At 68.5% G+C, this 26,818-nt stretch carries 26 protein-coding genes and 1 pseudogene; 22 read left to right on the top strand and 5 right to left on the bottom strand.

The features are described from left to right. Nucleotide 1 precedes the first annotated feature (1 nt). The 10 genes and pseudogenes from A6302_RS07860 to A6302_RS07815 all read left to right on the top strand — a co-directional run bounded on the left by A6302_RS07860 (nt 2) and on the right by A6302_RS07815 (nt 10,567). On the top strand, nt 2–745 hold the full coding sequence (locus A6302_RS07860; RefSeq protein ID WP_245293978.1) for an HAD family hydrolase: 744 nt from the start codon (nt 2–4) through the stop codon (nt 743–745). A 491-nt stretch (nt 746–1,236) separates the two neighbouring features. Continuing rightward, nucleotides 1,237–1,644, top strand: coding sequence for a cytidine deaminase (cdd, locus tag A6302_RS07855; protein ID WP_069306580.1), 408 nt, complete (start codon nt 1,237–1,239; stop codon nt 1,642–1,644). Next, the gene (locus A6302_RS07850; RefSeq protein ID WP_069306579.1) at nt 1,641–2,474 is read left to right on the top strand and encodes a purine-nucleoside phosphorylase; all 834 of its coding nucleotides are present in this window, start codon (nt 1,641–1,643) and stop codon (nt 2,472–2,474) included. Before cdd ends, A6302_RS07850 begins: the two co-directional genes overlap by 4 nt. Before the next feature lie 85 nt (nt 2,475–2,559). Beyond that, on the top strand, nt 2,560–3,903 hold the full coding sequence (gene deoA / locus A6302_RS07845) for a thymidine phosphorylase (protein ID WP_069306578.1): 1,344 nt from the start codon (nt 2,560–2,562) through the stop codon (nt 3,901–3,903). 157 nt (nt 3,904–4,060) lie between these two features. Next, nucleotides 4,061–5,278: a phosphopentomutase gene (locus A6302_RS07840; RefSeq protein ID WP_069306577.1), complete on the top strand. Its 1,218-nt coding sequence runs from the start codon at nt 4,061–4,063 to the stop codon at nt 5,276–5,278. A gap of 97 nt (nt 5,279–5,375) precedes the next feature. Further along, the gene (locus A6302_RS07835; RefSeq protein WP_069306576.1) at nt 5,376–6,380 is read left to right on the top strand and encodes an adenosine deaminase; all 1,005 of its coding nucleotides are present in this window, start codon (nt 5,376–5,378) and stop codon (nt 6,378–6,380) included. A gap of 100 nt (nt 6,381–6,480) precedes the next feature. Beyond that, nucleotides 6,481–7,742 (top strand): annotated as a pseudogene (locus tag A6302_RS07830) (GTP cyclohydrolase II). A 241-nt stretch (nt 7,743–7,983) separates the two neighbouring features. Then, nucleotides 7,984–9,204, top strand: a complete 1,221-nt coding sequence (locus A6302_RS07825; protein ID WP_069306575.1) for a URC4/urg3 family protein — start codon at nt 7,984–7,986, stop codon at nt 9,202–9,204. 55 nt (nt 9,205–9,259) lie between these two features. Then, nucleotides 9,260–9,889, top strand: a complete 630-nt coding sequence (gene upp / locus A6302_RS07820; protein WP_069306574.1) for a uracil phosphoribosyltransferase — start codon at nt 9,260–9,262, stop codon at nt 9,887–9,889. Nucleotides 9,890–10,069: 180 nt separating this feature from the next. Then, a complete protein-coding gene (locus A6302_RS07815) occupies nt 10,070–10,567 on the top strand; it encodes a retropepsin-like aspartic protease family protein (RefSeq protein ID WP_083255612.1) in 498 nt (165 codons plus the stop codon). A 229-nt stretch (nt 10,568–10,796) separates the two neighbouring features. On the opposite strand, the gene A6302_RS07810 is transcribed toward A6302_RS07815, so the two are convergent. From A6302_RS07810 to A6302_RS07795, 4 genes are all read right to left on the bottom strand, one after another. Then, entirely contained in the window at nt 10,797–12,461 is a 1,665-nt protein-coding gene (locus A6302_RS07810; protein ID WP_069306573.1) for a hypothetical protein, read from the bottom strand. A 37-nt stretch (nt 12,462–12,498) separates the two neighbouring features. Continuing rightward, nucleotides 12,499–12,762, bottom strand: coding sequence for a hypothetical protein (locus tag A6302_RS24320; RefSeq protein WP_069306572.1), 264 nt, complete (start codon nt 12,760–12,762; stop codon nt 12,499–12,501). 336 nt (nt 12,763–13,098) lie between these two features. Further along, nucleotides 13,099–13,701 carry a TadE/TadG family type IV pilus assembly protein gene (locus A6302_RS07800; RefSeq protein ID WP_083255610.1) on the bottom strand — a complete coding sequence of 201 codons (603 nt, stop codon included), beginning with the start codon at nt 13,699–13,701 and terminating at the stop codon, nt 13,099–13,101. A 174-nt stretch (nt 13,702–13,875) separates the two neighbouring features. After that, nucleotides 13,876–14,430 carry a pilus assembly protein N-terminal domain-containing protein gene (locus A6302_RS07795; RefSeq protein WP_169833532.1) on the bottom strand — a complete coding sequence of 185 codons (555 nt, stop codon included), beginning with the start codon at nt 14,428–14,430 and terminating at the stop codon, nt 13,876–13,878. Nucleotides 14,431–14,834: 404 nt separating this feature from the next. On the opposite strand from A6302_RS07795, the gene A6302_RS21190 reads away from it, so the two are divergent. From A6302_RS21190 to A6302_RS07750, 11 genes are all read left to right on the top strand, one after another. Further along, nucleotides 14,835–15,005, top strand: coding sequence for a Flp family type IVb pilin (locus tag A6302_RS21190; protein ID WP_083255608.1), 171 nt, complete (start codon nt 14,835–14,837; stop codon nt 15,003–15,005). A gap of 235 nt (nt 15,006–15,240) precedes the next feature. Continuing rightward, the gene (locus tag A6302_RS07790) at nt 15,241–15,738 is read left to right on the top strand and encodes an A24 family peptidase (protein ID WP_069306570.1); all 498 of its coding nucleotides are present in this window, start codon (nt 15,241–15,243) and stop codon (nt 15,736–15,738) included. A gap of 324 nt (nt 15,739–16,062) precedes the next feature. Continuing rightward, nucleotides 16,063–16,848, top strand: coding sequence for a Flp pilus assembly protein CpaB (gene cpaB / locus A6302_RS07785; protein ID WP_069306569.1), 786 nt, complete (start codon nt 16,063–16,065; stop codon nt 16,846–16,848). A 72-nt stretch (nt 16,849–16,920) separates the two neighbouring features. Continuing rightward, complete coding sequence (locus tag A6302_RS22050; RefSeq protein ID WP_141703498.1) at nt 16,921–17,175, top strand: Ig-like domain-containing protein; 255 nt, start codon at nt 16,921–16,923, stop codon at nt 17,173–17,175. Further along, nucleotides 17,145–18,281: a type II and III secretion system protein family protein gene (locus A6302_RS07780; RefSeq protein WP_141703496.1), complete on the top strand. Its 1,137-nt coding sequence runs from the start codon at nt 17,145–17,147 to the stop codon at nt 18,279–18,281. The genes A6302_RS22050 and A6302_RS07780 overlap by 31 nt, the downstream gene beginning before the upstream one ends. A gap of 23 nt (nt 18,282–18,304) precedes the next feature. Then, complete coding sequence (locus A6302_RS07775) at nt 18,305–19,051, top strand: CpaD family pilus assembly protein (protein WP_069306568.1); 747 nt, start codon at nt 18,305–18,307, stop codon at nt 19,049–19,051. 2 nt (nt 19,052–19,053) lie between these two features. Continuing rightward, nucleotides 19,054–20,340, top strand: a complete 1,287-nt coding sequence (locus A6302_RS07770) for a CpaE/TadZ family protein (RefSeq protein ID WP_069306567.1) — start codon at nt 19,054–19,056, stop codon at nt 20,338–20,340. A 183-nt stretch (nt 20,341–20,523) separates the two neighbouring features. Then, nucleotides 20,524–21,837, top strand: a complete 1,314-nt coding sequence (locus A6302_RS07765; RefSeq protein ID WP_069306566.1) for a TadA family conjugal transfer-associated ATPase — start codon at nt 20,524–20,526, stop codon at nt 21,835–21,837. A 129-nt stretch (nt 21,838–21,966) separates the two neighbouring features. Further along, nucleotides 21,967–22,977, top strand: a complete 1,011-nt coding sequence (locus A6302_RS07760) for a type II secretion system F family protein (RefSeq protein WP_069306565.1) — start codon at nt 21,967–21,969, stop codon at nt 22,975–22,977. Nucleotides 22,978–22,996: 19 nt separating this feature from the next. Next, nucleotides 22,997–23,971, top strand: a complete 975-nt coding sequence (locus A6302_RS07755) for a type II secretion system F family protein (protein WP_069306564.1) — start codon at nt 22,997–22,999, stop codon at nt 23,969–23,971. A gap of 203 nt (nt 23,972–24,174) precedes the next feature. Continuing rightward, the gene (locus tag A6302_RS07750; protein WP_069306563.1) at nt 24,175–24,909 is read left to right on the top strand and encodes a CPBP family intramembrane glutamic endopeptidase; all 735 of its coding nucleotides are present in this window, start codon (nt 24,175–24,177) and stop codon (nt 24,907–24,909) included. A 28-nt stretch (nt 24,910–24,937) separates the two neighbouring features. Here the strand turns inward: A6302_RS07750 and A6302_RS07745 are convergent, their stop codons facing one another. Continuing rightward, nucleotides 24,938–25,615, bottom strand: coding sequence for an MFS transporter permease (locus A6302_RS07745; protein ID WP_069306562.1), 678 nt, complete (start codon nt 25,613–25,615; stop codon nt 24,938–24,940). 271 nt (nt 25,616–25,886) lie between these two features. On the opposite strand from A6302_RS07745, the gene A6302_RS07740 reads away from it, so the two are divergent. Beyond that, nucleotides 25,887–26,818: hypothetical protein (locus tag A6302_RS07740; protein ID WP_141703494.1), on the top strand; the 932-nt coding region annotated here is incomplete at its 3' end.

Genomic DNA, 26,818 nt, shown 5'->3' with positions numbered 1-26,818 from the left:
CTTGACGCCCCACGACCTCGCCGCAGTGACCGGCAGCCCGATCAAGGCCGTGCTGTTCGACAAGGACGGCACGCTGCTCGACTTCCAGAAGACCTGGGAGCCCGCGCTGCGGGTGGCCGCCGAACATGCCGCCACCGGCAATCCGGCGCTGGCCCGCCGGCTGCTCGCGGTCGGCGGCATGGATCCCGAAAGCGGTCTCGTTGCCGCCGACAGCCTGTTTGCCGCCGCCAGCACCGCCGAGATCGCCGAGGCCTTCGTGGCGACCGGCAGCCCGTTTTCCGTGGACGTCCTCACCGCCGCGCTCGACCGGATCTTCACGGCGGCCGTCGCCGACGCGGTCGTCGTCACGGATCTCGCCGCCTTCTTCGCCCGGCTGAAGGCGCGAGGTCTTGCCACCGGCATCGCCAGTTCCGACAGCGAGGCGGCGATCCGCGGCCTGATCGCGCGCTTCGGCATGGAGGACCTCGTCGATTTCGTCACCGGCTACGACACCGGCCACGGGTCGAAGCCGGAAGCGGGCATGCTGCTCGCCTTTGCCGCCGCGGTCGGCGTCGCCCCGCAGGAGGTGGCGATGGTCGGCGACAGCGTCCACGACATGAAGATGGCGCGCGCCGCCGGCGCCGGCGCCTGCTACGGCGTCCTCACCGGTGCCGGAACGCACGCGAGCCTGACGCCGGAAGCGGACGGCTGCCTTGCGAGCATCCTTGAGGTCGAGGCATTGCTGCTGGCGCGGGCCGGAGTCTGAGGGGCAGCCCGCGTCCCGGCCCTGGGTCCCTGCTCCGGGTCGCGGGCCGGCCGGTGGAAAATCCTGCTCCGGCGATCCGGCTTGCGACGGCACGGCGAAAGTGATCCGCAGCCGGGCGCTTGCCTTTGGAATGATTTTCCAGATAATGGCGCGGTTGGCGGGCCGTAAGGGGCCCGCAGCATCGACGTGCGCTGCGCCGGGGCAACGGGCCGCCGCGTCACGTTTCGCCTGCCTTGAGATCGCGTGCGTGAGGCCGGATTTCGGGGCGCGATGCCGGACGATCCGCCCGGCCTCGCTCTGGCCGCCCGGTCCTTCATGTTCCCGCCGGAACCGGAGACGGGCGCCGCGCACGGTCGACAACGTTCGTCACGTCGCACGACCGAACCGGAACAGGAGTTCCGGCGTTATCGCTCACCACCATGTTCCGGTGCACGGCGTCCGCCCGTCCACATCCGACGGCGGCCATCCCGAGCAGCGCGAGGAGACCGTTCTTGGAGCCATTCGACCCGCTGTTTGCCGCAGCCCGTGCCGCCCGCGAAAAGGCCCATGCGCCCTATTCGCGGTTTCATGTCGGCGCTGCGGTGATCGACGAGGCTGGCCGGATTCATGCCGGCTGCAACATCGAGAACGCCTCCTACCCGGAAGGCTGGTGCGCGGAGACATCCGCCATATCACACATGATCATGGCCGGAGGACGGCGGATCGTCGCCGCTCTGGTCGTCGCCCCGCGCATCACCGGCGGGCGCTTCTGCACGCCCTGCGGCGGATGCCGCCAGCGGCTCGCGGAGTTCTCCGGCCCCGACACGCCGGTCTACGTATCCGACCCCGAGGGAGCGCATGCCGTCTTCGCGATGGCCGCGCTGCTGCCCGAGGGTTTTTCTCTGGAGGGATCAGAATGACCACTCACCTCGGCACCGTTGCCGCCAACCAGATCATGGAACTGCGCCCGGCCGCCTACAAGGTCGGGCTGGTGCTCGGATCCGGCCTCGGCGATTTTGCCGCCTCCGTGGAGGATGCGGTGCATGTGCCCTTCGCCCGCCTGCAGGGCTTTCCGATGTCGACGGTGTCCGGCCATGCCGGCGAGATGATCGTCGGCCGGATTGCCGGTGTCGACGTCGTCGTGATGTCCGGGCGGCTGCACTATTACGAACAGGGCGACGCCGCGACCATGCGCGCCCCGATCGAGACCTTCGCGGCGCTCGGCTGCTCGGCGCTGGTGCTGACCAACTCGGCCGGAAGCCTCGATCCGGACATGGGGCCGGGCGAACTGATGCTGGTCAACGACCACATCAACTTCGCCGGCATCAATCCGCTGTTCCGCGAGACCTCGGACCGGCGCTTCGTGGGCATGGTCAACGCCTATGACGAGGAGCTTGCCGGCCTGTTCCGGCAGGCGGCTGTGGCCGAGCAGGTGCGGCTGCATGAGGGCGTCTACATGTGGTTCTCCGGCCCCTCCTTCGAGACCAAGGCCGAAATCCGCGCCGCGCGCATCCTCGGCGCCGATGCGGTCGGCATGTCGACGGTGCCCGAGGTGATCCTCGGCCGCTTCTTCGACATGCGGGTCGCGGCGATCTCGACCATCACCAACCTTGCGGCCGGCATGACCGGAGACGAACTCTCCCATGCCGAGACCAAGGCCGTGGCGCCGCAGGGCGCCGAGAAGCTTGCCCGCATCCTGCCGCGCGTGATCGCGGCCTATGCCGGCGAGCGCAGCCAGGCGGCGGCCTGACCCGGCGGCGCGGATGACCCTGCGGACTTGACCTTGCCGTGCCGCCGCCCAAAGTGGCGGCGGACCACCGGGAGGACGGGCATCGATGCTGCCGCAGGAGATCATCCGCCGCAAACGCGACGGCGGCCGGCTTTTGGCCGCCGAGATCGGCTTTCTCGTCGAAGGCCTGATGCGCGGCGAGGTGCTGCCCGAGCAGATGTCCGCCTTCGCCATGGCCGTGTGCCTGCGCGGCATGGACCAGGACGAACGCGTGGCGCTCACCCTGTCGATGCGCGACAGCGGCACGCGGCTCGACTGGTCGCACCTGCCGGGTCCGGCGCTCGACAAGCATTCCAGCGGCGGCATCGGCGACACGATCTCGCTGCTGCTCGCCCCGGCGATCGCCGCCTGCGGCGGCTTCGTGCCGATGATCTCCGGACGCGGCCTTGGCCACACCGGCGGCACGCTCGACAAGCTCGACGCCATTCCCGGCTATGTCAGCCAGCCCGGCACGGACCGCTTCCGCCAGGTGGTGCGGGAGACCGGCTGCGCGATCATCGGCCAGACCGACGACCTCGCCCCGGCCGACCGGCGGATCTACGCGATCCGCGACGTCACCGGCACGGTGGAATCGCTCGACCTCATCACCGCCTCGATCCTGTCGAAGAAGCTTGCCGCCGGCCTCGATGCGCTGGTGCTCGACGTCAAGTGCGGGTCGGGCGCCTTCATGGCCGATCTGCCCGCCGCCCGCGATCTGGCCTCAAGCCTCGTCTCGGTCGCCAACGGCGCGGGCTTGCCGACCACGGCGCTCGTCACCGACATGAACCAGCCGCTGGCGACGGCTGCCGGCAACGCGCTGGAAGCGCGCCTTGCGGTCGACGTGCTGACGGGGGTGGCGGCCGAGCCGCGCCTGATGGCGGTGACGCTTGCGCTCGGCGCCGAACTGCTGCGGCTCGGCGGGCTTGCGCCGGACATCGAGGCCGGCCGGCGCAGTCTGGAGGCTGCGTTTGCCTCGGGCCGCGCCGCCGAGGTGTTCGCGCGGATGGTGGCCGCCCTCGGCGGACCGGGCGATCTGCTGGAGCGGCCGGAGGCGCATCTTGCCGCCGCGCCGGTGGTCCGGCCGGTCTGGCCCGTGCAGCCCGGAACCATCACCGCGATCGCCACCCGCGAGATCGGCGTCGCCATCATCGCCATGAGGGGCGGGCGGACCGCGCCCGACGCGGTGATCGATCCGGCCGTCGGCTTCTCGGCGCTGGCCGGCATCGGCGCTAGCGTCGGTTCCGATCGACCGCTCGGCATTGTCCACGCCCGCGACGACGCGCAGGCGGAGGCCGCCGCCCGGCGGCTCCGCGCCGCCGTCCTGATCTCCGACGGGCCGGCGACCGACCTGAGGCCAGCCGGCGGACCCGGCGCGGCCTTGCCGCTTCTGCTTGAGCGGATTGCCGTCTGATTAACCTTTGATGGAAAAAAGTCGATCTTGTGCTGGCGATGCCGTTTTTCGAACGCAATTCCGGGGATTGCGCAGAATCGGGTCTCGTTTCCAGCCAAACGTGCATTAGTTAATGGTCAGAAACATTTTATTCCGATCCTCAGGGCACATAACAAGAATGACACGCGCCGTCCTGATCGTTCTCGACAGCCTGGGCATCGGCGGCGCCCCGGACGCGGCGGAGTTCGGCGATGCCGGTGCCAACACGCTTGGCCACATCGCCGACCGCTGCGCGGCCGGTCTGGCCGACCTGCCGGGCGTGCGCAGCGGCCCGCTGACCCTGCCCAATCTCGCGGCCCTCGGCCTTGGCGCCGCCGCGGAAGCCGCCACCGGCCGGCGCCCACCCGGCATCAGCACCGCGCCGCTGCGTGGCCGCTACGCGGTTGCCGACGAGGTGTCGCGCGGCAAGGACACGCCGTCCGGCCACTGGGAAATCGCCGGCGTGCCCGTGCCCTTCGCCTGGACGGTGTTTCCGAAGACCCAGCCGACCTTTCCGGACGACGTCACCGCCGCGCTGATCCGCGAAGGCGGCCTGCCGGGCGTCCTCGGCGATCGCCATGCCTCGGGAACCGAGATCATCGCCGAACTTGGCGAGGAACATCTGCGCAGCGGCAAGCCGATCGTCTACACCTCCGCCGACTCGGTGCTGCAGATCGCCGCCCACGAGACCCATTTCGGTCTCGACCGTCTGCTCGATCTCTGCCGGATCGCCCGGCGCATCGTCGATCCCCTCGGCGTCGGCCGGGTGATCGCGCGCCCCTTCACCGGCGAGAGTGCGCAAACGTTCACCCGGACCGCCAACCGGCGCGACTATGCCGTGCCGCCACCGGAGCCGACCCTGCTCGACCGGGTGGTCGCCTCCGGCCACAGGGTGATCGGCGTCGGCAAGATCGGCGACATCTTCGCCCATGTCGGGGTCACCGAGGTCCGCAAGGCCGACGGCAACGCCGCGCTGGTCGATGCCACGCTGGCGGCGATGGACGAGGCTGGGCCGGGCGACCTGGTGTTCACCAACCTCGTCGACTTCGACATGCTGTTCGGCCACCGCCGCGACGTCGCCGGCTATGCCGCGGCGCTGGAAGCCTTCGACCGGCGCCTGCCGGAGCTCACCGGAAGGCTCGGATCGGGCGATCTCCTCGTCCTCACCGCCGACCACGGCTGCGACCCGACGTGGCCCGGCACGGACCACACCCGCGAGGCGGTGCCCGTGCTGATGACGGGACCGGGGCTCACGGCGGGCTACGCCGGCCGCCGGGCGACCTTCGCCGACATCGGCGAAACGGTTGCCGCCTGGCTCGGCCTGCCACCGGGGCCGCACGGCACGTCCATGCTGTGATCGGAATCCGTCAGCGCCCGGCCGCGTCCTCCGAGGTTGCCGGCGCATCCCCGCTCATGCCACCTTCGTGACACCTGAATCCAGCGGATCGCCGACCTTGCCGCTTCCGTCCGACCTGCCGAAGATCGAACTCCACTGCCACATCGAGGGCGCCGCACCGCCGGCCCTCGTCCGCCGGCTGGCGGGCCGCCATGGCATCGACGTTTCCGGCCTGTTCACGAAAGACGGCGGCTATGCCTGGACGGATTTTTCCTCGTTTCTCGCCGCCTACGACCGCGCGGCGCAGGTCTTCCGCAGCGCCGAGGATTTTGCCGACCTCGCCGAGACCTATCTTTTCGCCTCCGCGGCCGAGGGCGTGATCTACACCGAGGTGTTCATCTCCCCGGACCACGCAAGGCGCAGCGGTATCCCCTATGCCGACTATCTCGGCGGCCTCGCCGAGGGCATGGCCCGGGCCGAGGCCGGCCATGGCATCATCGGCCGGATCATCCCGCTGATCGAGCGGCATTTCGGGCCCGAGGCGGCGCACGAGGCAGTGCGCACCGCGCTCGCCCATCTTCATCCGCGTGTCGTCGGCTTCGGCATGGCCGGTGACGAGCGGATGTTCGCCGTCGCCGACTTCGCGCGCGCCTTCGCGCTGGCGCACGAGGCCGGCCTGCCGCTCACCTGCCACGCCGGCGAGGTCTGCGGCGCGGCCAGCGTCGCCGAGGTGATCGACGCGCTTCCCGTTCGCCGCATCGGCCACGGCGTGCGCGCGATCGAGGACGCGGCGCTCGTCCGCCGCCTTGCGGAGGAGGGGATCGTGCTGGAGGTCTGCCCGGGCTCGAATGTCGCGCTCGGCGTCTATCCCCGCCTGGCCGACCATCCTCTCATCCGCTTGCGTGATGCCGGGGTGAAGGTGACGCTGTCGTCGGACGATCCGCCCTTCTTCGGCACCTCCATCGGCCGCGAATATGCGGCGATCGCCGAAACCTTCGCGCTCCCGCCGGGCGAGATGCTGGCCTTCACGCAGACCGCGCTCGACGCGGCCTTCTGCGACACCGCGACCAGGGCGCGGCTCCAGACGCGACTGGAGGGATGGCGACCGCCGGCGGCCGGCTGAGGCCGGCCGCGTCTTCCACGGCTCACCCTTTCCAATGCCCGGAAAAGACGCCATATCTTTTCTTTGAACCTCGAGGCGCGCCGCATCGGCGCGAGGTGACATGAGCGACAGCGGCAACCGGACCTCCCACATCCGCCTCACCTCCCATCCCGGAACCGGCGCACCCGTGCGCTTTCCGGTGACATGGGGCAAGGCGGACCCGCGCGAACGCGGGCCGGTGATCGGCAGCGTCACCCGCCCCGGCGACCGCAACACCATCGGCAGCCACGGCGGCTCCTATTCGCTCTACCGGGCGCTCGCCGTCTCGTCCGGCGCGCTCAACCCGATGCAGCGGCCGGACCTCACCAACACCTCGCCGGTGGTCCAGTTCGGGCCCTATCCGCAGTGGGGCGAGCCCGGCAAGATCGTCTCGCTCGACCCCTTCGGACACATGGTCGCCGAGGTCTACCGCGACCTGATCGCCGAGGGCGTCGACATCCGCCCGACCATCGCCATCACCAAGGCGCGGCTCACGGTCGTCGAACTGCAGCAGGCGATCCGCGACAAGCGCCTCAAGGTCGACGGCGACATCGTCCGCGAGCAGGGCGACATCTCGGTGATCAAGGCGGCGGTCGATCCGGTCTGGCACCTGCCGGGAATCGCCGCGCGCTTCGACGTGTCGGAGGACAAGCTGCGCCGCACCCTGTTCGAGCAGACCGGCGGCATGTATCCCGAGCTCGTCACCCGGCCGGATCTCGAAGTGTTCCTGCCGCCGATCGGCGGCCAGACGCTCTACATCTTCGGCGATCCGGCGGCGATCACCGACCCGAAACGGCGGCTGACCTGCCGCGTCCACGACGAGTGCAACGGCTCCGACGTGTTCGGCTCGGACATCTGCACCTGCCGGCCCTATCTGGTCCACGGCATCGAGGAATGCGTGAAGGAGGCCCAGGCCGGCGGCGCGGGCCTCATCGTCTACAACCGCAAGGAAGGCCGCGCGCTCGGCGAGGTCACCAAGTTCCTCGTCTACACGCCCGCAAGCGGCAGGAGGGCGGCGACACCGCCGCCAAATACTTCGAGCGCACCGAATGCGTCGCCGGCGTGCAGGATGCCCGCTTCCAGCAGCTGATGCCGGACGTGCTGCACTGGCTCGGCATCACCCGCATCGACCGCTTCGTCTCCATGTCGGACATGAAATACGACGCAATCACCGGCTCGGGCATCGAGATCGGCGAGCGCGTGCCGATCCCGGCCGACCTGATCCCGATCGACGCCATGGTCGAGATGGAGGCCAAGAAGGCGGCCGGCTATTTCACGCCGGAGGAGCCGCCGGCCGTGGAGGATCTTCTCGCCACCCGCGGGCGGCCGATCGAGGAGTATTGAAGTTTATCCGGGCGCGCCCGTTTCCGGGCTCACCCCCCTCCTTGTTCCTCCCCCACAAGGGGGGAGGAGACGATGAATGTGAGATCTCCCGAGGCAGCCGGCCTTGCGCCGTAACGGGAGCTCCTTTCATGAAAGCCGCTTCAATCCGGCGTCCCCTCCCCCCCTTGTGGGGGAGGGACAGGGAGAGGGGTCTGCGGCCTCTCCTCTTACTCCGCCGCCTCCGAACCCACCGGAACTTCGCATGACCCCCGCCGATCTCCTCTCCGCCGCCGCCGTCCGTGACCGGGCCCATGCCATGCTGGCGCTTGCCCTCGACGGCCGGCTCGATCATTTCGACGTCGATCTCGCCCGCCTCGACGCGGCGGCCGACTATGTGATCGCGGTGATCCGCGACAATTACCCCGACCTCGACGTGCCCTTCCACGCCCGCTGGCGGCATTTCGAGGCGGGGGGCATCGACCGCTGGGGCCTGATCTGCATGGCCCGCGAGTTCGAGACCATGGAGGAGGGGGCCCGCGCGGCCTTCGATCTGGCGATCCTGTCGGTGCTGCTCGACGCCGGCGCCGGCGCCGACTGGTCCTATGTCGAGGCCGCGACCGGCGAGACCTTTGCCCGCTCCGAGGGGCTGGCGGTGGCGAGCCTCGCGATGTTCGTCTCGGGGATGTTCTCCAACGTGCCGGCCGACCCGTTCCGGGCCGATGCCGCCGCGCTCGCCGCCCTTGGCGCGGACGAGATCGCCGAGGGCTTCCAGGTCGGACCCGGCAACCCGATGGTCGGCCTCGAGGGCCGCGCCGGCCTCGTCAACCGGCTCGGCCGGGTGGTGGCCGCCAATCCGGAGGTGTTCGCCCTTGCCGACGATCCGCGACCGGGCGGCCTGTTCGACCATCTGAAGGACAAGGCCACGGACGGCGTGCTGCCGGCGCCGGAGATCCTCAAGGCGGTGCTCGCCGCCCTCGGGCCGATCTGGCCGGGGCGCATCATTGAGGACGGCGTCGATCTCGGCGACTGCTGGCGCCATCCCGCGCTCGTCACCGAGGACGCGACCACCGGCCTCGTGCCGATCCACAAGCTGTCGCAGTGGCTCAGCTACTCGCTGATCGAGCCGCTGGAATGGGCCGGCATCACCGTCACCGACGTCGACGGCCTCACCGGCCTTGCCGAATACCGCAACGGCGGCTTCCTGGTGGACGCCGGCGTGCTGGTGCTGAAGGACCCTGCCGAGGCGGACACGCCGCAGGAGGTGTCCTCAAAGCTCGTCGTGGAATGGCGCGCACTCACCGTCGCGCTCCTCGACCGGATTGCCGACGCGATCCGGGTCAAGCTCGGCGAGACGGCCGAGACCCTGCCGCTCGCGAGGGTGCTCGAAGGCGGCACCTGGGCGGCCGGGCGGAAGATCGCGAAGGAAAAGCGCGCCGGCGGCGGCCCGCCGATTTCGGTGATCAGCGACGGAACGGTGTTCTAATCGTCGGAACAGTGATTTAGTCTCGTCGGGGACGAGAGGGGCACGAGGGGATTCCATGGACGGCGTGACGGTGATCGATCATCCGCTGGTGCAGCACAAGCTGACCATCATGCGCGACAAGGAAACCTCGACCGCAGGTTTCCGCCAGCTGCTGCGCGAGATCGCGACGCTGCTCTGCTACGAGGTGACCCGCGATCTGGAGCTCTCGCTCACCGAGATCGAGACGCCGCTGGAAACGATGCAGGCGCCGATGCTGACCGGCAAGAAGCTGGTGTTCGCCTCGGTGCTGCGCGCCGGCAACGGCCTGCTCGAAGGCATGCTCGACCTCGTCCCCTCCGCCCGCGTCGCCCATGTCGGCCTCTACCGCGACCCGAAGACGCTGACGGCCGTCGAATACTATTTCAAGGCGCCGGACGACATCGCCGACCGCCTGACGATCGTCGTCGACCCGATGCTGGCGACCGCCAACTCGGCCGTCGCCGCCGTGGAGCGGCTGAAGGAGCGCGGCGCGAAAGAGCTTCGCTTCGTCTGCCTGCTCGCCGCCCCCGAGGGCGTCGAGCGGTTCCGCGGCGAGCATCCGGACGTCCCGATCTACACCGCGGCGATCGACCGCCAGCTCAACGAGAAGGGCTATATCGTGCCCGGCCTCGGCGATGCCGGCGACCGGATGTACGGCACGAAATAGCCGCCGGGTCCCGGCTGCATCCGGGAGATCTCGCGATTTGCAGCGACCGCGTCAGCACCCCGTCAACCCTTCGCGGCGAAACCCCCGTCGCAAGGGGCTCCCAACCGCGGATGTTCACACCGTGTTCATGGCCCGCGGCCCAGTCTTGTCGAAAGGCAAGACCACTGCGGGAGACGGGTAATGGCACGGATGATCTTCATGGCCATGTTGCTGATGGCCTGCGTCGGGGTTGCGGTGCCCTGGCTCGATCAGGCGTCGATGCCGTCGGCGTCGGTCGCAACCATGAGCGATGGCGCAGCCGGCCGCTCCGGCCGCGTCGAGGTGCCCGGCGGTCGCGACGGCCATTATCTCGTCGAGCCGACCGTCAACGGCACGTCGGTGTCGATGATGGTGGACACCGGCGCGACGCTCGTTGCCCTGCGCGAGAGCGACGCCCGCCGCCTCGGCTTCTTTCTCGCTCCCTCCGACTACAACGCTGCCGTGAGTACCGCCAACGGGGTGATCCACGCCGCACGTGTGAAGCTCGACCGGATCGAACTGAAGGGCATCGAACTGCGCGGCGTCGACGCGATGGTGCTGCCCGACAGGGCGCTCGGCGGCAATCTGCTCGGCATGAGCTTTCTCGGCAAGCTCGCCCGCTTCGAGATCGGCGACGGCCGCCTCGTGATGGAGCAGTGACGGGACGAGACGGCGACCTCTGATCGCGCAGGCGAGCCCCGACAGCGAGGGCCACCGTCGGGATCCCGAGATGAGACAAAGGGAAAAGGCGGCCGACCGGGCATTTCCGGTGGCCGCCTTTTCCTTTGTCAGGGTGTTCCAAGAAGGGGTTTCTTCCGCCGCCGGGCGGCGCCGCCACCGGCGGGGACCGGTGCCGTTCTGGGGCCATCCGGTCGAAGCCGGCCCCTCGTCAGCTCTGGCGCGAACTGGCGAGGCCGGTATGGACGCGTTCGGTGGCGCCGCGCAGGATGACGCGGACCGAAGTCTCGTCCTCGGTGGAGGCAAACTCCGACACCTGGCCGCGCACGCGCTTGACCGCAGTGCGCAGGGCCGCCAGCGCCAGTTGCCAGTCGGCTGCGCTGGCCGAGCCGTCGTCATGGGCCTGGGCCGCGGCGGGGGGATAGGCGCGGAAGGTGTAGCCGGCGGTCTCGAAGTTGATGCCCTTGCCCTCCACGACAAGGCGCACCGGCGTCGAACCGGCGCGGGCGAACACGCTCAGCAGGCCAAGGCGGACGATGGCCTCGACGTCGGCGGCAGCCCCGCTGACGATCGGCCCCTCCAGCGACACGTCGGCCTCGCCGACGAGGCCGGCGGCCTGCGCGTCCCGGATCCAGTTCACCGCAAGCGGCAGCGGGTCGATATGCTCGTCGGGGCCGGACGGCGACGGCGCCAGCAGCGCGAGGCAGCTTTCGAGCATCAGCTTCAGTTCGAGCTGGCGCCGGGCCCGCTCGCGGATCTCGCGCTCGGCAAGGCCCGCGCGCTCGGCGCTCTCCTGGCCGCTGCGCTGCAGGCTGGTGACGTCGGTCAGGAGGATGACCGTCGACTGGCCGGCCTCTTCCGACCCCGCCTTCACGGCATCGGCGAGCATGAAGGTCGGCACGCGCGACTCCAGCGCCTCTACGAGACGCGAGCCCTCGCGCAGCGCGCCGGCGCACTGGGTGAGCGTCATCCGCTCGCCGCTGTCGACCATGCGCAGGTTGGTCGGCAGCGGCAGGCCGTCGTCGCCGTAGCGCAGGGCCAGCAGCCGTTCGGCGGCCGGATTGGCCGACAGCAGGGCGCCGCCCGCGGACACCTGGACGAGGCCGGTCGGCGCGTTGCTCAGCAGCGCGTCGGCCACCATCACCCGCGTGCGCCAGGCGGCGGCGATCTGGGTCAGAAAACTGTCGATGTTGCGCGCCATCCGGCCGATCTCGTCGGACCGCGCCATGGCGCAGAGCTGGCGGTCTGCGGCCTCCGGATGCTCGATCGCGGCGGCCAGCACCGCGGCGATCCGGCGCGCCGGCCGGGCGATGCGCCGCTGCACCACCATCGCGGCAACCGCGGCAGCGACGAGGCTGATGACGAGGGCCGCAAGGCGCAGGCGCGCGACATTCCGGGCCACGATGGTGCGCATCGGGGTCGTGTCGACCCGCAGCAGAAGATGAAAGGGCGTCTCCGTCACGACGGGCGCGATGTGGAATTCGGCGCGTGCCTCTTCGGGGCTTTCCGGCGCGGGAACCACGCCATGGCGCAGGGCGGCAAAGGTCGTGTGCGGCCGCTCGCCGAAACTCTCCAGCACCGTGCCGGTCTCGTCGAAGATCGAGGCGCCCTTGAGCGCGTCGATGACGACGAGACGGCTGCCGACTCGGGAGACTTCCTCGGACTTGGTCTGGTAGCGCGGATCGATCGCCGAGCGCAGCAGGGCGATGCTGCTCTCGCGCAGGCGGGTCGTCTCCTCGGCAAGCCAGGTCCGTTCGGCGGCCATCACCAGGCCCGCGCAGACGGCGAGGGTCGCGGCGAAGACGAGGATCGAGACGAACAGCGTGGCGCTGACGGCGCGCAGGAGAGGCGTGCGTTTGCCGCCTGCGGCCGTCATGGCCGACGACCCGAGGGCCGGAAGGCGGCCGCGTCCGTCATTGGTAGTTCACCGCGGTGCCGATCCGGGGATGCTGCATGAAGACATGCTCAAGATCGTAGCCGTCCGAGCCGGTGACCGCGCTCATGAAACTGCTGAGCGGGGATTCGTAGCGGTAGCGGACCCGGGTGACGATCACCTGCCGGCCGTCGATCGCGACCTCGTCGGGGATCGGGGCAGGGGAGGCCGCGCCCTTGGTGAGGGCACTGTCGTTGCGGGCGACGCTCCAGACGACCCTCTGGTTGCTGCCGGAGATCTCCACGTCGCGATCAGGATCTCGAGCTCGTCCGCGTCGAACGGGCTGATGATCGCCGAGGACGCATCGAGGATGTTCGTCATGGTCGCGGCATCGAGCGATGAATACTGGGCGACGAGATCCGTCACCGTGGTTGCGACGCTGTTGACCTTGCGGTCGACGGTGAGCGCGCTGGTGATCTCGACGCTGCCCATGTAGAGGAGGATCATCACGGGCAGGATCAGGGCGAATTCGACGGCCGAGACGCCGCCCCGGTCGCTGATGAAGCGGCGAAGGCCTGCGGAGCGGGCATGCGGCGCGCGGCGCCGGAGCCGGCCGGGCGGGGGGCGGGCATCGGCGGTCTCACCATGGGAAGGGCTCGTTGCGGAAGGTGACGACGGAGCCGAGGAGCCGGTCGCCGTTGGCCATGTCGGCCAGCGAAAGCGAGAAGAAGTCGAAGATCACCGGCCAGCGGTAGAAGGTCCGCACGACGATGATCTCGCCGCGGTCGCCGGAGGTGTAGCCGAAATCGTCATCGTCCAGTTCGCGGTCGTCGTTCAGTGGTGACGAGAGATCGGCGGCGGCAAAGCCCGAATAGCTCTTCACGTCGACGTAGAGCCGCCCCTCGCAGTCGAACATGCCCGACAGACCGTTGCAGACCTCCTGCTTGAAACTGCTGGTGGTCCAGTTGTCCTGCTTGGCCCGGCCGGTGCGGATGTCGCGGGCGGCGGTCGAGGTCGCCGTGTCGAGAATGCCCGAGGCGAAATGGATGACCGAGGTCTCGATGATGGCGAACAGGAGCACGAGGAAGGGCACGGCGACGATGGCGAACTCGATCGCCGCAGCACCCGTCCGGTCGCGACGGAAGCGGCCGAGCAGCCGGAAGCCGCCTGTCTTCGCGTGCGTGTGGGCCTTCATCCGGGGGGCAGTCGTCATCGCCGTGGCCTCGAACCGATGGTCGGTCATAGATCCGTCCCGCGTGATGCCGGCTGCGAGAAGGCTCGCGGGCCGGGGCCGTGTCGGCGCCGTGGCCTGCGGGCAACGTGGAACGGAACGCCTTGACGAATATTTGGCTAAACTGATTGAGGAAACGTATAGGAAGCGGAAAGGACGCGGCCGGGCCCCGCCCTTGCCCGGACGTTACTCGACGCCGCGATTGGCCGCCGTGGTGTTGCGCTGGCGCTGCTGGGCCAGGATCGGATTGAAGAAGGTGTCGGTCGCGTCGCCGACCTGGGTCGCCGGTTCGCAGACGTCGACGCAGGAATAGGTGGACCGGCCGCCGACGCCCTGACGGAAGATCGTCACGATGTCCTGGTTGGCACCCTGCACGTTGACCTGCGCGTCGGCGATGGCGTTGCCGTCGGCATCGAGCACGATGAAGTTGGTGGTGCCATAGCCGCGGCCGGTGATCACCAGGGTCTGGGTGTCCTGCATCACGGCGTCGGCGATGCTCGGGTTGCCGATGATCACCGTGGATGCCGGCGAGTCGATCCGCATCACCTTCGCCTGGTCGATGCGGACGCTGACGGCCTCGGTGGCGCCCGCTGCGAGCGACATGGCAAGAAGAGCAAGGCCGGCAAGGCCCAGACGCGTCGAGAATTTGGACATGGCAGCCTCACGGAAGAGCGTTGTGCCAAGACGATGCCCGGGTTTGGTAAACAAACTGCCAATGACACCGAAGATGGTGCGGGCCACGGGCCGCCGCCGTCCGGCGCGCCGCATCCATGCATTCCCTCTTGCTTGCGGGCATCGGCGCGCCCGATGCGCGCAGACGATCCCGGTTGGCGCGGGGGGAGGTGAGGCGGCGGCCGGGCCGCGCGGATCTTCGCGGGCGCGGATGTCGGGGCAGCGGCAGAGGCGCGACCGATCTTCGCTGAAAGTGTTTACGTGGCATTTACCATGAACGACAAGTAAACGACCAAGGCCCTGTAGAGCGAATGTTCACCATATGCGAGGTTCTCAGAGAACAGGCGCGAGTCTGCGGCCGGTTTAACTTCGTAGAAAGATGTCCCGACTACATTGGCCCTTGTCAGATCGATCGAACAAAAACCTGATCGACAAACAAGTGCTGCCACATCCAGAAAGTAGGGAAAGCAATCATGAAGAACCTCGTTGCCCGTTTCGTCAAGAATGAGTCCGGCGCCACCGCCATCGAATACGGCCTGATCGCTTCGCTGATCGCCGTCACGATCATCGCCGCTGCTTCGCTGCTCGGCGACAACATCAGCGCCACGTTCAACGCCGTCTCCGACCAGCTCGAGACCGGCTGATACGTTCCGGCGGCGGCGATCCGACGGATCGCCCGACGCCGATGGCCGCGACATGCGGCCGGTTCCTTCGAGGCGGCCCGTCACCCGGGCCGCCTTTTCTTTTGCGGCGCATGTCCCGCCGGCCGCGCTTCACGGTTTGTTTGCCGGAGGCAGGGCAGGGTGAAGGGCAGGAGCGGTGCAGTCCGCGGTCCCGGGCCGCCCCGCATTCCGCGTCAATTTCCGAAGGATGTCGGACATGGTTTCCCAGGCGGCTGTTCTGTTCTTTCCGGCGCTGATGGCCTTTGCGGCGGCGTCTGACCTCGTGACGATGACGATTTCCAACAAGATCTCGCTGGCCCTTCTCGCAGGCTTCCTTGTGCTGGCGCCGCTCGCCGGCTTCGGCTGGGCCGAGATCGCGCTGAGCCTCGGTCTCGCCTTCGCCGTGCTGGGCGCGACCTTCGGCATGTTCGCCATGGGCTGGATCGGCGGCGGCGACGCCAAGCTTGCGGCCGCCGCGGTGCTGTGGATGGGGCCGTCCTGCGCCCTCGCCTTCGGGCTCTATGCCGCGCTGTTCGGCGGCGCGCTCAGCCTTGCCTTCATCTCGTTCCGCCGGCTGCCCCTCCCGGCCTTCGCCGCCCGCGAGGAATGGGTCGCCCGCCTGCACGCACCGACCACCGGCATTCCCTATGGTGTCGCGCTCGCGGCCGGCGCCCTCGTCGCCTTTCCGCAGACCGCTTGGTTCGCCGGCGCCTGATCCGGCGCGCCCGTCACAAGCACCGTCACGGGCACGGGCACGGAGTCCGCGGGCCCGTGGGTGAGTTGTGCGTGGCCGGGCAGCCGATGGTCGGCCCGCAGCGGGCCGGTGACGGCTCCCCGCCTCGCCCTGCTGTTCGAGCCGCCGTGCGCCGGGCGGAGCCGCTGGCCTGCACCGTTCGCGAAGGAAAGCACGAGCGTCGCCATGTATTAACGTTTCGTTTACTGATCTTCCCAAGCCACTGTTAACCATAAATTCAGAGCTTCACTGTCTAATCGGGCCATATCGCAGATCCTGCACACAGTTCATCGCAAGGACACGAGTATGCGCCCCATCCAAGTGGTCATCCTGGTCGTCGCCCTCGGCGCCGCGGTCGCGGCAGCGATGCTGGCCATGAACATGACCGGTCGCGGCGACGCCGACAGCGCGGCACCCGTCCAGGCCGTCATCCCGTCCGAGGAGGTGCTGGTCGTCTCCAGCGACATCCCGATGGGCGGCACCGTCGGCGCCGGCAATCTCCAGTGGCGCAACTGGCCGAAGGACGGTCTCGGCGAAGGCTACGTGGTCCGCGCCCAGCGCCCCGAGGGCCTGACCGAGATTTCCGGCATGATCGCCCGCTCCCAGCTGCTCGCCGGCGAGCCGGTGCGCGAGGCACGTCTCGTGCGATCCGACCGCGGCTTCCTCTCGGCGGTGCTGCCGAAGGGCATGCGCGCCGTCGCGGTGAAGGTCAACGCCGCCTCCACGGCCGGCGGCTTCATTCTTCCCAACGATCATGTCGACGTCGTGCTCACCATGCAGAACGGCGGAAGCGAGGGCGCGCCGGCCACGGCGGTCAGCGAGACCATCCTCAGCAACGTCCGGGTGCTCGCCATCGATCAGAAGGTCGACGATCCGGAGGACAAGAAGTCGGTCGTCGCCCAGGACACCGCCACGCTGGAGCTCTCCCCCGAGCAGTCCCAGCTGATGATCCAGGCCCAGCAGATGGGCAGCATTTCCCTGGTCCTGCGCTCGATCGTCGACTCGGTCAAATCCGCCGAGGACGAGAAGATCCAGACCGGTGTCAACGTCGTCAAGTTCGGCATCCAATCCCGCGTCACCGCCGCCCAGTGAGGCAGCGGCATGTGACGGCGCCACCTTCGGCGCGGTCGCGGCCCGTCTCGTTCCTGTGAGGGAGCCTTTCCAATGAAGTCCAGACTCAAGACGCTGCTGGTCGCGGTGATGACGGTGGCGACGCTCGCCCTCTCCACGCCGGTCGTCCACGCCGCCGACGCCGCCTACATGCGCATTGCTGCCGCCGACGAACTCGCGGGCCGCCTGCTCAACCTCGGCCTCAACAAGTCGATGGTCATCGACGTCCCCGAGGACATCGTCGACGTGCTGATCTCCAATCCGGCGATCGCGACGCGGTGGTCCGCACCAAGCGCAAGATCTACCTGATCGGCAATTCGGTCGGCGAGACCAACGTCATCCTGTTCGGCGCCGGCAACGAGCAGTTCGCCCAGTTCGAGATCGCGGTGTCCCGCGACACCGGCACGCTGGCGGCAATGATCGGCAAGCTGGTGCCCGGCTCCAAGGTCCGCGTCGAGACGGTCAACGACAGCGTGGTGCTGTCGGGCTCGGTCAGCACGCCCGCCGAGGCCGGCAAGATCGCCGAGATCGCCGAGAAATACATCGGCGACGCCACCAAGGTGGTCAACATGGTCTCCGTCGCCGAGACCGACCAGGTCCACCTCAAGGTCGTCGTCGCCGAAGTGCAGCGCGACATCATCAAGAACCTCGGCATCAACACCGAATCCGTGCTCGACAGCACCCTGGTGACGCTGCAGCGCATCAACGGCGTCAACAACTGGGCCATCGGCTCGCCCGACGGCGGCACCAGCCTCTCGACCGTGATCCAGGCGCTCAACCAGCAGGGCGTGGTCCGCACCCTGGCCGAGCCGACCCTGACCGCGACTTCCGGCGAATCCGCCAACTTCCTCGTCGGCGGCGAATTCCCGATCCCCGTCTCGCGCGACGAGGACACGATCACCGTCGAATGGAAGCAGTTCGGCATCAGCCTCGCCTTCACCCCGGTCGTCCTGACGCCCGGCCGCATCAGCCTGCGCGTCAAGACCGAGGTCAGCGAACTCTCCAACGAGGGCGCGGTGCAGCTCAGCGGCCTGACCCTGCAGGCGCTGTCGGTTCGCCGCGCGGAATCGACCGTCGAACTGCCGTCCGGCGGCTCGCTGGTGATGGCCGGCCTCATCAAGGACAACGTCCGCCAGCAGCTGAGCGGCATCCCGGGCCTGATGGACCTGCCGGTGCTCGGCTCGCTGTTCAAGAGCCGCGAATACGAGCGCAACCAGACGGAACTGGCGATCTTCGTCAGCCCCTATCTCGTCGACCCGGTCGCGACCTCGTCGCTGACCCGTCCGGACCAGAATTTCGCGTCCCCGAACGACGCGCAGTCGATCTTCCTCAACCAGCTCAACCGGATCTACAGCACCTCGGGCAATGCTCCTGCGGGGCGGTACCAGGGCAATGTCGGCTACATGTTCGAATGAGCCGCCGGCTAGGAGACAGCGAGATGAAACGTTCAGTCATGGCCTTTCGCCCTCGCCGGCCCGCTGCCGGAGGCCCTGTCCGGGCCGGGGGCATCGCGATCCTCGCCGTTGCGGCGGCCCTCGGCGGCTGCGCGGTGAAGACCGACCTCACCACCGGCTCGGTGGAGACGGATGACTACCGCAAGCGCCATCCGATCGTGCTGCAGGATGCCGAGCAGACGCTCGACATCCCGGTCGGCCGCGGAACCGCCGGCCTCGACGGCCGCAGCCGCGACGCGGTGATGGCCTTCGCCTCCGAAGCACGCGATCGCGGCACCGGCCCGCTGGTGATCATGGTGCCGTCGGGCTCCGGCAACGAGGCCGCCGCCAACTATCTCGCCGGCTCGATCCGCAAGACGGCGACGGGCACCGGCCTGTCGTCGGGCAACATCGTGACGCAGGCCTACCGGGTCCAGGATCCGAACGTCTCGGCGCCGATCCGCCTGAGCTTCACCCAGATCAAGGCCGGCGTGCCGCATCCCTGCGGCATGTGGAAGGACAATGCCTACCGCGGTTTCAACAACGACAGCGATGACGAGTTCGGCTGCGCCTCGCAGTCCAACCTCGCCGCGATGGTCGCCAATCCCGAGGATCTGATCGGTCCGCGGGCGACGACCCCGGTGTCGGTCGACCGGCGGGCGGTGGTCCTGCGCAAGTGGATCGCGGGCGAGAAGACGGCGACCGAATATGGCGACGATGCCGACGGTCGGTCGTCCGACGTGGGGAACTGATCATGGCGACTTCGTATGACATGGGCCGTTTCGCGGACGACAGCCACGGCGCCGCATCCCCGCACGCGGATCTGCGTCCCGTGCCCCGCATTTCCATCCAGGCTTTCGTCGAGAGCCCGGAAATCGCCGCCCTGCTCGAGACGGTGGCGTCCGATCGCCGGCTCGCCCGGGCCCATGTGAAGATCCACATGGGCGGCATCGGGGCGGCGACCGAATTCTACTCGAGCGCCCCGACGCCCAATCTCCTGTTCGTGGAATCCCGCGACAGCCGCGACGACGCGCTGGTCGCGCTCGACGGCCTGTCCGGCGTCTGCGATCCGGGCTCGAAGGTCGTGGTGCTCGGCCATGTCAACGACGTGATCCTCTACCGCGAACTGCTGCGCCGCGGCATCAGCGAATACATGGTCACGCCCTTCGACATGTACGACGTGATCCGCACGATCACCGAGATCTACTTCGATCCCGAAGCCGAGCCCGTGGGCCGCACGATCGCCTTCGTCGGCGCCAAGGGCGGCGCCGGCTCGTCCACGGTCGCCCACAATGTCGGCTTCGCGCTGTCGCGCGCCTCCGAGTCCGATGTCGTCATCGCCGATCTCGATCTGGCCTGGGGCACCGCCGGCCTCGACTTCAACCAGGACCCGACCCAGGGCATCGCCGATGCGGTGTTCTCGCCCGAGCGCATCGACGACGTGTTCCTCGACCGCATCCTGTCCAAGTGCTCGGACAACCTGAGCCTGCTGGCTGCGCCGGCGACGCTGGAGCGGACCTACGACTTCGAGGAAGAGGCCTTCACCGGCCTCATCGACGTGGTGCGGGTCGGCGTTCCGGCCGTGGTGCTGGACATGCCCCATGTCTGGACCGCCTGGGCCCGCCGCACGCTGGCCAGCGTGGACGAGGTGGTGGTGACCGCCGCGCCGGATCTCGCCAGCCTGCGCAACGTCAAGAACATCTTCGACCAGCTGAAGGTGCTGCGTCCCAACGACCAGCAGCCGCGCCTCGTGCTCAACCAGGTCGGCCTGCCGAAGCGGCCGGAGATCAAGCCGGACGACTTCCAGAAGGCGCTCGGCCTGACGCCGATGGCCGTCATCCCGTTCGACGCGCAGATGTTCGGCACGGCTGCCAACAACGGCCAGATGATCGCGGAGGCCAGCCCGAAGAGCCCGACGGTCGACATCTTCAACGACATCGCCCGCGTCATCGTCGGCCGGGCCGAGCTGCGCAGGCCGCGCCGGGCCGGGCTCGCGCCGCTGCTGGCCAAGCTGACCGCCGGCCGCCGCAAGAGCGGCTGATCCGCAACAGGGAGAACGCGACATGTTCGGCAAGCGCGGCAATTCGGGTCCGGTCGACTTCGCGAAGGTCGTGACTCCGTCCCCGTCCGGGGGCACCCGTCCCGACGCGTCGGTGAAAGCCGCGCCCCGGGACACGCGTCCCTCTGCCCCCGAGCCGAAGCGCCGCCGCCGCCTCCGCCGCCGATGGCGACCGAGCGCCGCAAGTCGGAGGGCTACTACGAGACCAAGACCTCGATCTTCTCGGCCCTGATCGACACCATCGACCTCAGCCAGCTCGCCAAGCTCGACACGGAGTCGGCGCGCGAGGAGATCCGCGACATCATCAACGACATCATCGCCCTGAAGGCGGTGGTGATGTCGATCGCCGAGCAGGAGGAACTGCTCGACGACATCTGCAACGACGTGCTCGGCTATGGTCCGCTGGAGCCGCTGCTGGCCCGCGACGACATCTCCGACATCATGGTCAACGGCGCCGGCACGACCTTCATCGAAGTCGCCGGCAAGGTGCAGAAGACCAACGTCCGCTTCCGCGACAACCTGCAGCTGATGAACATCTGCCAGCGCATCGTCAGCCAGGTCGGCCGCCGGGTCGACGAGGCCTCGCCGATCTGCGACGCGCGCCTCGCCGACGGCAGCCGCGTCAACGTGATCGCCCCGCCGCTGGCGATCGACGGCGCCGCGCTCACGATCCGCAAGTTCAAGAAGGACAAGCTGACCCTCGGCCAGCTCGTGAAATTCGGCTCGATCTCGCCGGAAGGCGCGACCGTGCTGGAGGTGATCGGCAAGTCGCGCTGCAACGTCCTCGTGTCCGGTGGTACCGGCTCGGGCAAGACCACGCTGCTCAACTGCCTCACCGCCTTCATCGAGGCGGACGAGCGCATCATCACCTGCGAGGACGCCGCGGAGCTTCAGCTCCAGCAGCCGCATGTGGTGCGCCTCGAAACCCGCCCGCCCAACCTCGAGGGCGAAGGCCAGGTGACGATGCGCGACCTCGTCAAGAACTGCCTGCGCATGCGTCCCGAGCGGATCATCGTCGGCGAAGTGCGCGGACCGGAGGCCTTCGACCTCCTGCAGGCGATGAACACCGGTCACGACGGCTCGATGGGCACGCTGCACGCCAACTCGCCGCGCGAGGCCCTGTCGCGTCTGGAATCGATGATCACCATGGGCGGCTACTCGCTGCCCTCCAAGACGATCCGCGAAATGGTCGTCTCCTCGGTCGACGTGATCGTGCAGGCCGCGCGCCTGCGCGACGGCTCGCGCCGCATCACCCACATCACCGAGGTGATGGGCATGGAAGGCGACGTGATCGTGACCCAGGACATCTTCCTCTACGACATGGTCGGCGAGGACGAGCACGGCAAGATCATCGGTCATCACCGCTCGACCGGCATCGGCCGTCCGAAGTTCTGGGATCGCGCCCGCTACTACGGCGAGGACAAGCGGCTCGCCGCGGCGCTGGACGCTGCCGACCGCGCGGAAGGGTCGTTCGGATGAGGACGCGCTCGTCCGGCACGCCGGGCGCCGCGTCGCGCCGCAGCCCCTGAACCGGGCGTCGCGGCACTGGACTGAAACGGGGCGGACCCGCCGTGGCCTCGCACGGGGCGCGGGGGAGGAGGCGGACGAATGTTCTTCGGGTTCAATATCACGGTCATCGCCTTCGTCGGCCTCGTCGTGCTGTCGGTGGTGTCGCTGGTCTATGCCGCCTTCTACCGGCGGATCACCGCTGCCGCGCAGACCGAGAAGCGCCTCGACAAGGTGGCGGCGCCGGTCGCGCGCCACGATCCCTCGGCCGCCACGGCCCGGCTCGACGGCGTGGCCCGGCGCAAGAATGTCCAGGCGACGCTGAAGGAGATCGAGACCAAGCAGCGCCACAAGGCAAGCAAGGGTCGCAATCCGCCGATGTCGCTGCGCCTGCAGCAGGCCGGCCTGAAGATGCGCATGCCGCAGTTCATCATGATGAGCGTGGTGATGGCCGTGGTCACGGCGATCATCTCGCTGCTGCTCGGCGCCCCGCTGCTGGCTGTGGCCGGCATCGCCTTCGTCGGCGGCCTCGGCCTGCCGCGCTTCTTCGTCAACTACATGCGCAAGCGGCGCCAGAACGCCTTCATCAACGAGCTGCCCAATGCGGTCGAGGTGATCGTGCGCGGCGTCAAGGCCGGCCTGCCGCTCAACGACTGCCTGCGCATGATCTCGGTGGACGCCAACGAGCCGGTGCGCAGCGAATTCCGCCACGTGGTGGAGACCATGAGCATGGGCGTCACCGTCGACCAGGCGGTCGGTCGGCTCTACGAGCGCATGCCGCTTCCCGAGGCCAACTTCTTCGCCATCGTGATCGCCATCCAGGCCAAGGCCGGCGGCAACCTGTCGGAAGCTCTCGGCAACCTCGCCCGGGTGCTGCGCGAGCGCAAGAAGATGAAGGCCAAGATCCAGGCCATGAGCATGGAGGCGAAGGCCTCCGCCAGCATCATCGGCTCGCTGCCGATCATCGTCGCGCTGCTCGTCTATCTCACCAGCCCCGATTACATCCGCATCCTGTGGACCGATCCGGCCGGCCAGGTGGTGATCGGCTGCTCGGCCCTGTGGATGTTCATGGGCATCATGGTGATGCGCAACATGATCAACTTCGACATCTGAGCCGCGGAGGGCTGCAGTCATGGAAAGTCTCGTCGCCACCGTCCGCGATCCGGTGTTCCTCATGTCGGTCAGCATCGGCATCGCGATCTTCGCGACCGTGCTGACCCTGGCGATCCCGCTGCTCTATTCCGACAAGCTGAACGGCCGGATGAAGGCCGTCTCGGTGGAGCGCGAGCGCATCCGCCAGCGCGAGCGCGCGCGTCTCCAGTCCGAGACCAAGCAGCGCGGCATGCGGCGCAACGAGCCGAAGAAATACATGAGCGACCTCGTCACCAAGCTCAGCCTGAAGAAGGCGCTGGCGGACGACAGCACGGTCGAGAAGCTGCGCATGGCGGGCTATCGCGGCGAGGCGCCGCTGACCATCCTGCTGTTCGCGCGCTTCGTCCTGCCCTTCGTGACCTTCTCCCTCGCCATGCTGCTGCTGTTCGTCGTCTTCGACCTCGACCGCCCGGTGGTGATCAAGCTGGTGTTCGCCCTGCTGGGTGCCTATGCCGGCTTCTACGCGCCGGTGATGTTCCTCTCCAGCAAGGTCTCCAAGCGCCAGCTCTCCATCAAGCGCGCCTTTCCCGATGCGCTCGACCTGCTGCTGATCTGCGTGGAATCGGGCATGTCGATCGAGCAGGCCTTCCGCAAGGTCGCCGAGGAGATCGGCCTGCAGTCGATCGAGCTCGCCGAGGAGCTGAGCCTGACCACCGCCGAGCTGTCCTTCCTGCCCGACCGCAAGAGCGCCTACGAGAATCTCGCCAGCCGCACGGGTCTGGAAGGCGTCAAGGCGGTCTGCCTGTCGCTGATCCAGTCGGAGCGTTACGGCACGCCGCTCGGCAGCACCCTGCGCACCATGGCCCAGGAAAACCGCGACATGCGCATGAACGAGGCCGAAAAGAAGGCCGCGGCCCTGCCGCCCAAGCTCACCGTGCCGATGATCCTGTTCTTCCTGCCGGTGCTGTTCGCCGTCATCATGTCGCCGGCGATCATCAAGATCACCAACCTGTAAGGCGGCCTTTCGGGAAGCCCGCCTGCCGACGGACCCGTCAGCGTCTTTTGGCAGTCCGTGCGGCGCGCATCGGCAAGCCCGACTTGCGGCGGCGGGTGCAGACCCGATCCCGAACCGCCAATCCCTGACCGCCCCGAAAAATGTGGCACCCTGACATCGCGGGGGCGGCGATGGCGCCGCCAGAAGCCGCGGAGCGAGCCACCATGGCGGACAGCGGGCCCGATTTTCCCTATTGCGGAGCGACGCCCGATGCGGTGAACGGTCGGGGCTGGCTGATCCTGCTGGCCTCCCTGGCGCTGGCCTTCGCGGCCCTCACGCTCCTGCCGCGCGGCCCCTTTCCCTGGAGCTTCCTCCCCGCGCTGCTGTTTCTCTCGATCCCGCTGGCTGCCCTGCGGCGGGTGACGGGGCCGCACTGGCTGGCGCTGTTCCGGCGGGTGCGGCTGACGGACATCGGCCTGATGATCCTGTTTGCCATCGCCACGCTGGCAAGCTCGCTCGCGGTGGCCCTCGTCCTGCTGCAGGTGTCGCCGATGGCGGCGAACCCGCTGTCCGGGACGATGGGCGCGCTGACGGCGGGCGAACTGGCGATGCTGCTGCTGCCCACCCTGCCGCAGCTGGTGGGCGAGGAACTGCTGGGCATCCTGCCGTTTCTCGCCGTGCTGTGGCTCTGCGTGAGCAAGCTGAGGCTGTCGCGGATCACCGGCATCATGATCGGCCTCGCCGTCTCCAGCCTGATCTTCGGCGCGGCGCATCTGCCCACCTACGACTGGAATTTCGCACAGGCGCTGCTGGTCATCGGCTCGGCGCGCGTGATCCTCACGCTTGCCTACATCGTGACGCGCAACCTGTGGGTTTCGGCCGGGGCGCATGTGCTGAACGACTGGGCCGGCTTCCTTGCGATCTTCGCGCTGGGCCACATGCCCGTCGGCCCGGGCTGACGCGCCGGCCCGGTTCGCGGCCGGCAGCTCAGGGCTCGGTGATGGCCGCGCCGGTCACGAGCGTCATCATGATGGCCAGCGTGAAGCCGATGCTGCCGAGCACCATGGCAAGCACCGTCTGCGCGATCGCCCGGCCAATCGTCACGCCGCGGTGGATCATGAAGCTGCGCATCAGCACCGCGAAATACCAGCCGATGCCGAGGAGAAACACGCCGAGCCCGGCAAGAATGGCCGGGACCGAGGACGTGCCGATCATCAGCAGCGCCAGATCGACCGCCAGCACGAAGGGCACCGTCACGTAGCTCTGGGCATAGAACATCGGCCGCAGCGTCCGGCGGGTCAGCGGCAGGCCGGAGAGCCGGACATGCTGGATCCCCAGCAGCAGCGGAAACAGGCTGAAGATCACGGCGCGGAAGATCAGCAGGTTGCGCGAATCCGACAACAGGCCCTGATAGGCCACCGTGTGGTGGGGAACGGCACTTTGCGCCAGCGTGGCGAGCAGCACGGTGAGAAACAGGAAGATCGGCGGGCTGAGCGCGTCGGAAAACTGCTCCTCGACCGGGAGGGTGAGCTCCTTCTCGGCATAGACGATCATCGCGAGCGGCCGCGTGAGGCAGCGCCAGAGCGTGATCGGATAGAAGGCCAGCCACGACACCATCTCGTAGAGCAGCATTTCCGCCGACCTGAGAAGGGTCATGAAGTCCATGCGGTCTTGTCCTCGTGGGGGCGGTCTGTCGTCAGGGGCAGGGCCGGAGCGGAGCCCATGGCAGAGTGCAGGAAAGTCCCGCCGCGCGCGACCCCAACCTGTGGCGTGACCGATTTCCGCCGGGCATCACTGGAACGTCGAGGCGTCCGGGGTCAAGCTTGGACTCCGGCACGGGGCCGCGATCCGAGGGGCCCATCAACCTCCCGTTACAACCTCCGGCCTTATCGTCGTGTCATCCGCATGCCGGGGCTGCGGGGGAGGGGCCGGAACGATGACGGGTTTGGGGCGCTGGATCGGGTGGCTGACCGCCGCGGGAATCGCCGCCGTCGTCCTGCTGGGCACGGAGATGGGCCAGCTTCTCACCGGCAGCTGGAGCTTTTCCAGAGGCGTGGTGGTCGACCGCGGCTATCACTACCGGCTGAAGGTGGCGGTGGACTACAAGGGCGCGCGGCAGGACTTCGACATCGTCGCCGCCTGCCGCACCCGGATCGAGGGCTACAAGGACGGCAGCAGCAGCCGCGAGGTGGGGCTGACGCCGACGGTCTACGGCCGGCGGATGACCGACGGCAAGGGCCTCGTTGTCCGCGTGCCCGACGCCTGCCGCGGCCAGACCAATGCCAATGGGAAGGTGACGGCCGATTTCATGCCGCTGCTGGTCGTCTACGACGACGCCGACACGCTCGCCTGGGGCACCGCCTACGCCTCGCGCGACGCCTACACCAACCCGCTGTCGGAACTCGTCTTCCACAAGGCGACGATCGAGGCGGCGACGGCAGACGACTTCGACGAATTTCGGAGGAATGGCCCGCCAAACCTGGTGAGACGCGTCTCCTACTACTCCCACAGATCGGACGTCTTCGAAGACGAATGGCCGTCGATGGGCCTGTTCTGCTTGGCCTACATGCGCCTGAAGATCAACGACGAGGGGATCCGCGCCCGGCTGCGTGCGCATTGGCCGGCGGACCGGCCACGCTTCTGGACGCCGCCTGTCAGTAAGGGAACCTCCAAATTCGCCTCTGGCGACGATCCCGACGCCTTCGCCCGCGACGACGGACTCGCCGAACCGAGCGTGGGCCGCTTCGGAGACCTGCGCTTTCTCGAAGACGCGGGCATCCCGAATGCGTCCGGCGAGGGAACTGTCCGCGGCCCCTATGGGATGGCGCCGCTCGGCGACCTCTATCCCGTCTGGGTCGAAGCCAAAGC

This window comes from Methylobrevis pamukkalensis (assembly GCF_001720135.1).
GTDB lineage: Bacteria > Pseudomonadota > Alphaproteobacteria > Rhizobiales > Pleomorphomonadaceae > Methylobrevis > Methylobrevis pamukkalensis.
Note: the sequence above shows the minus strand (reverse complement) of the source record. Positions and strands in the feature narration are given on the sequence as shown.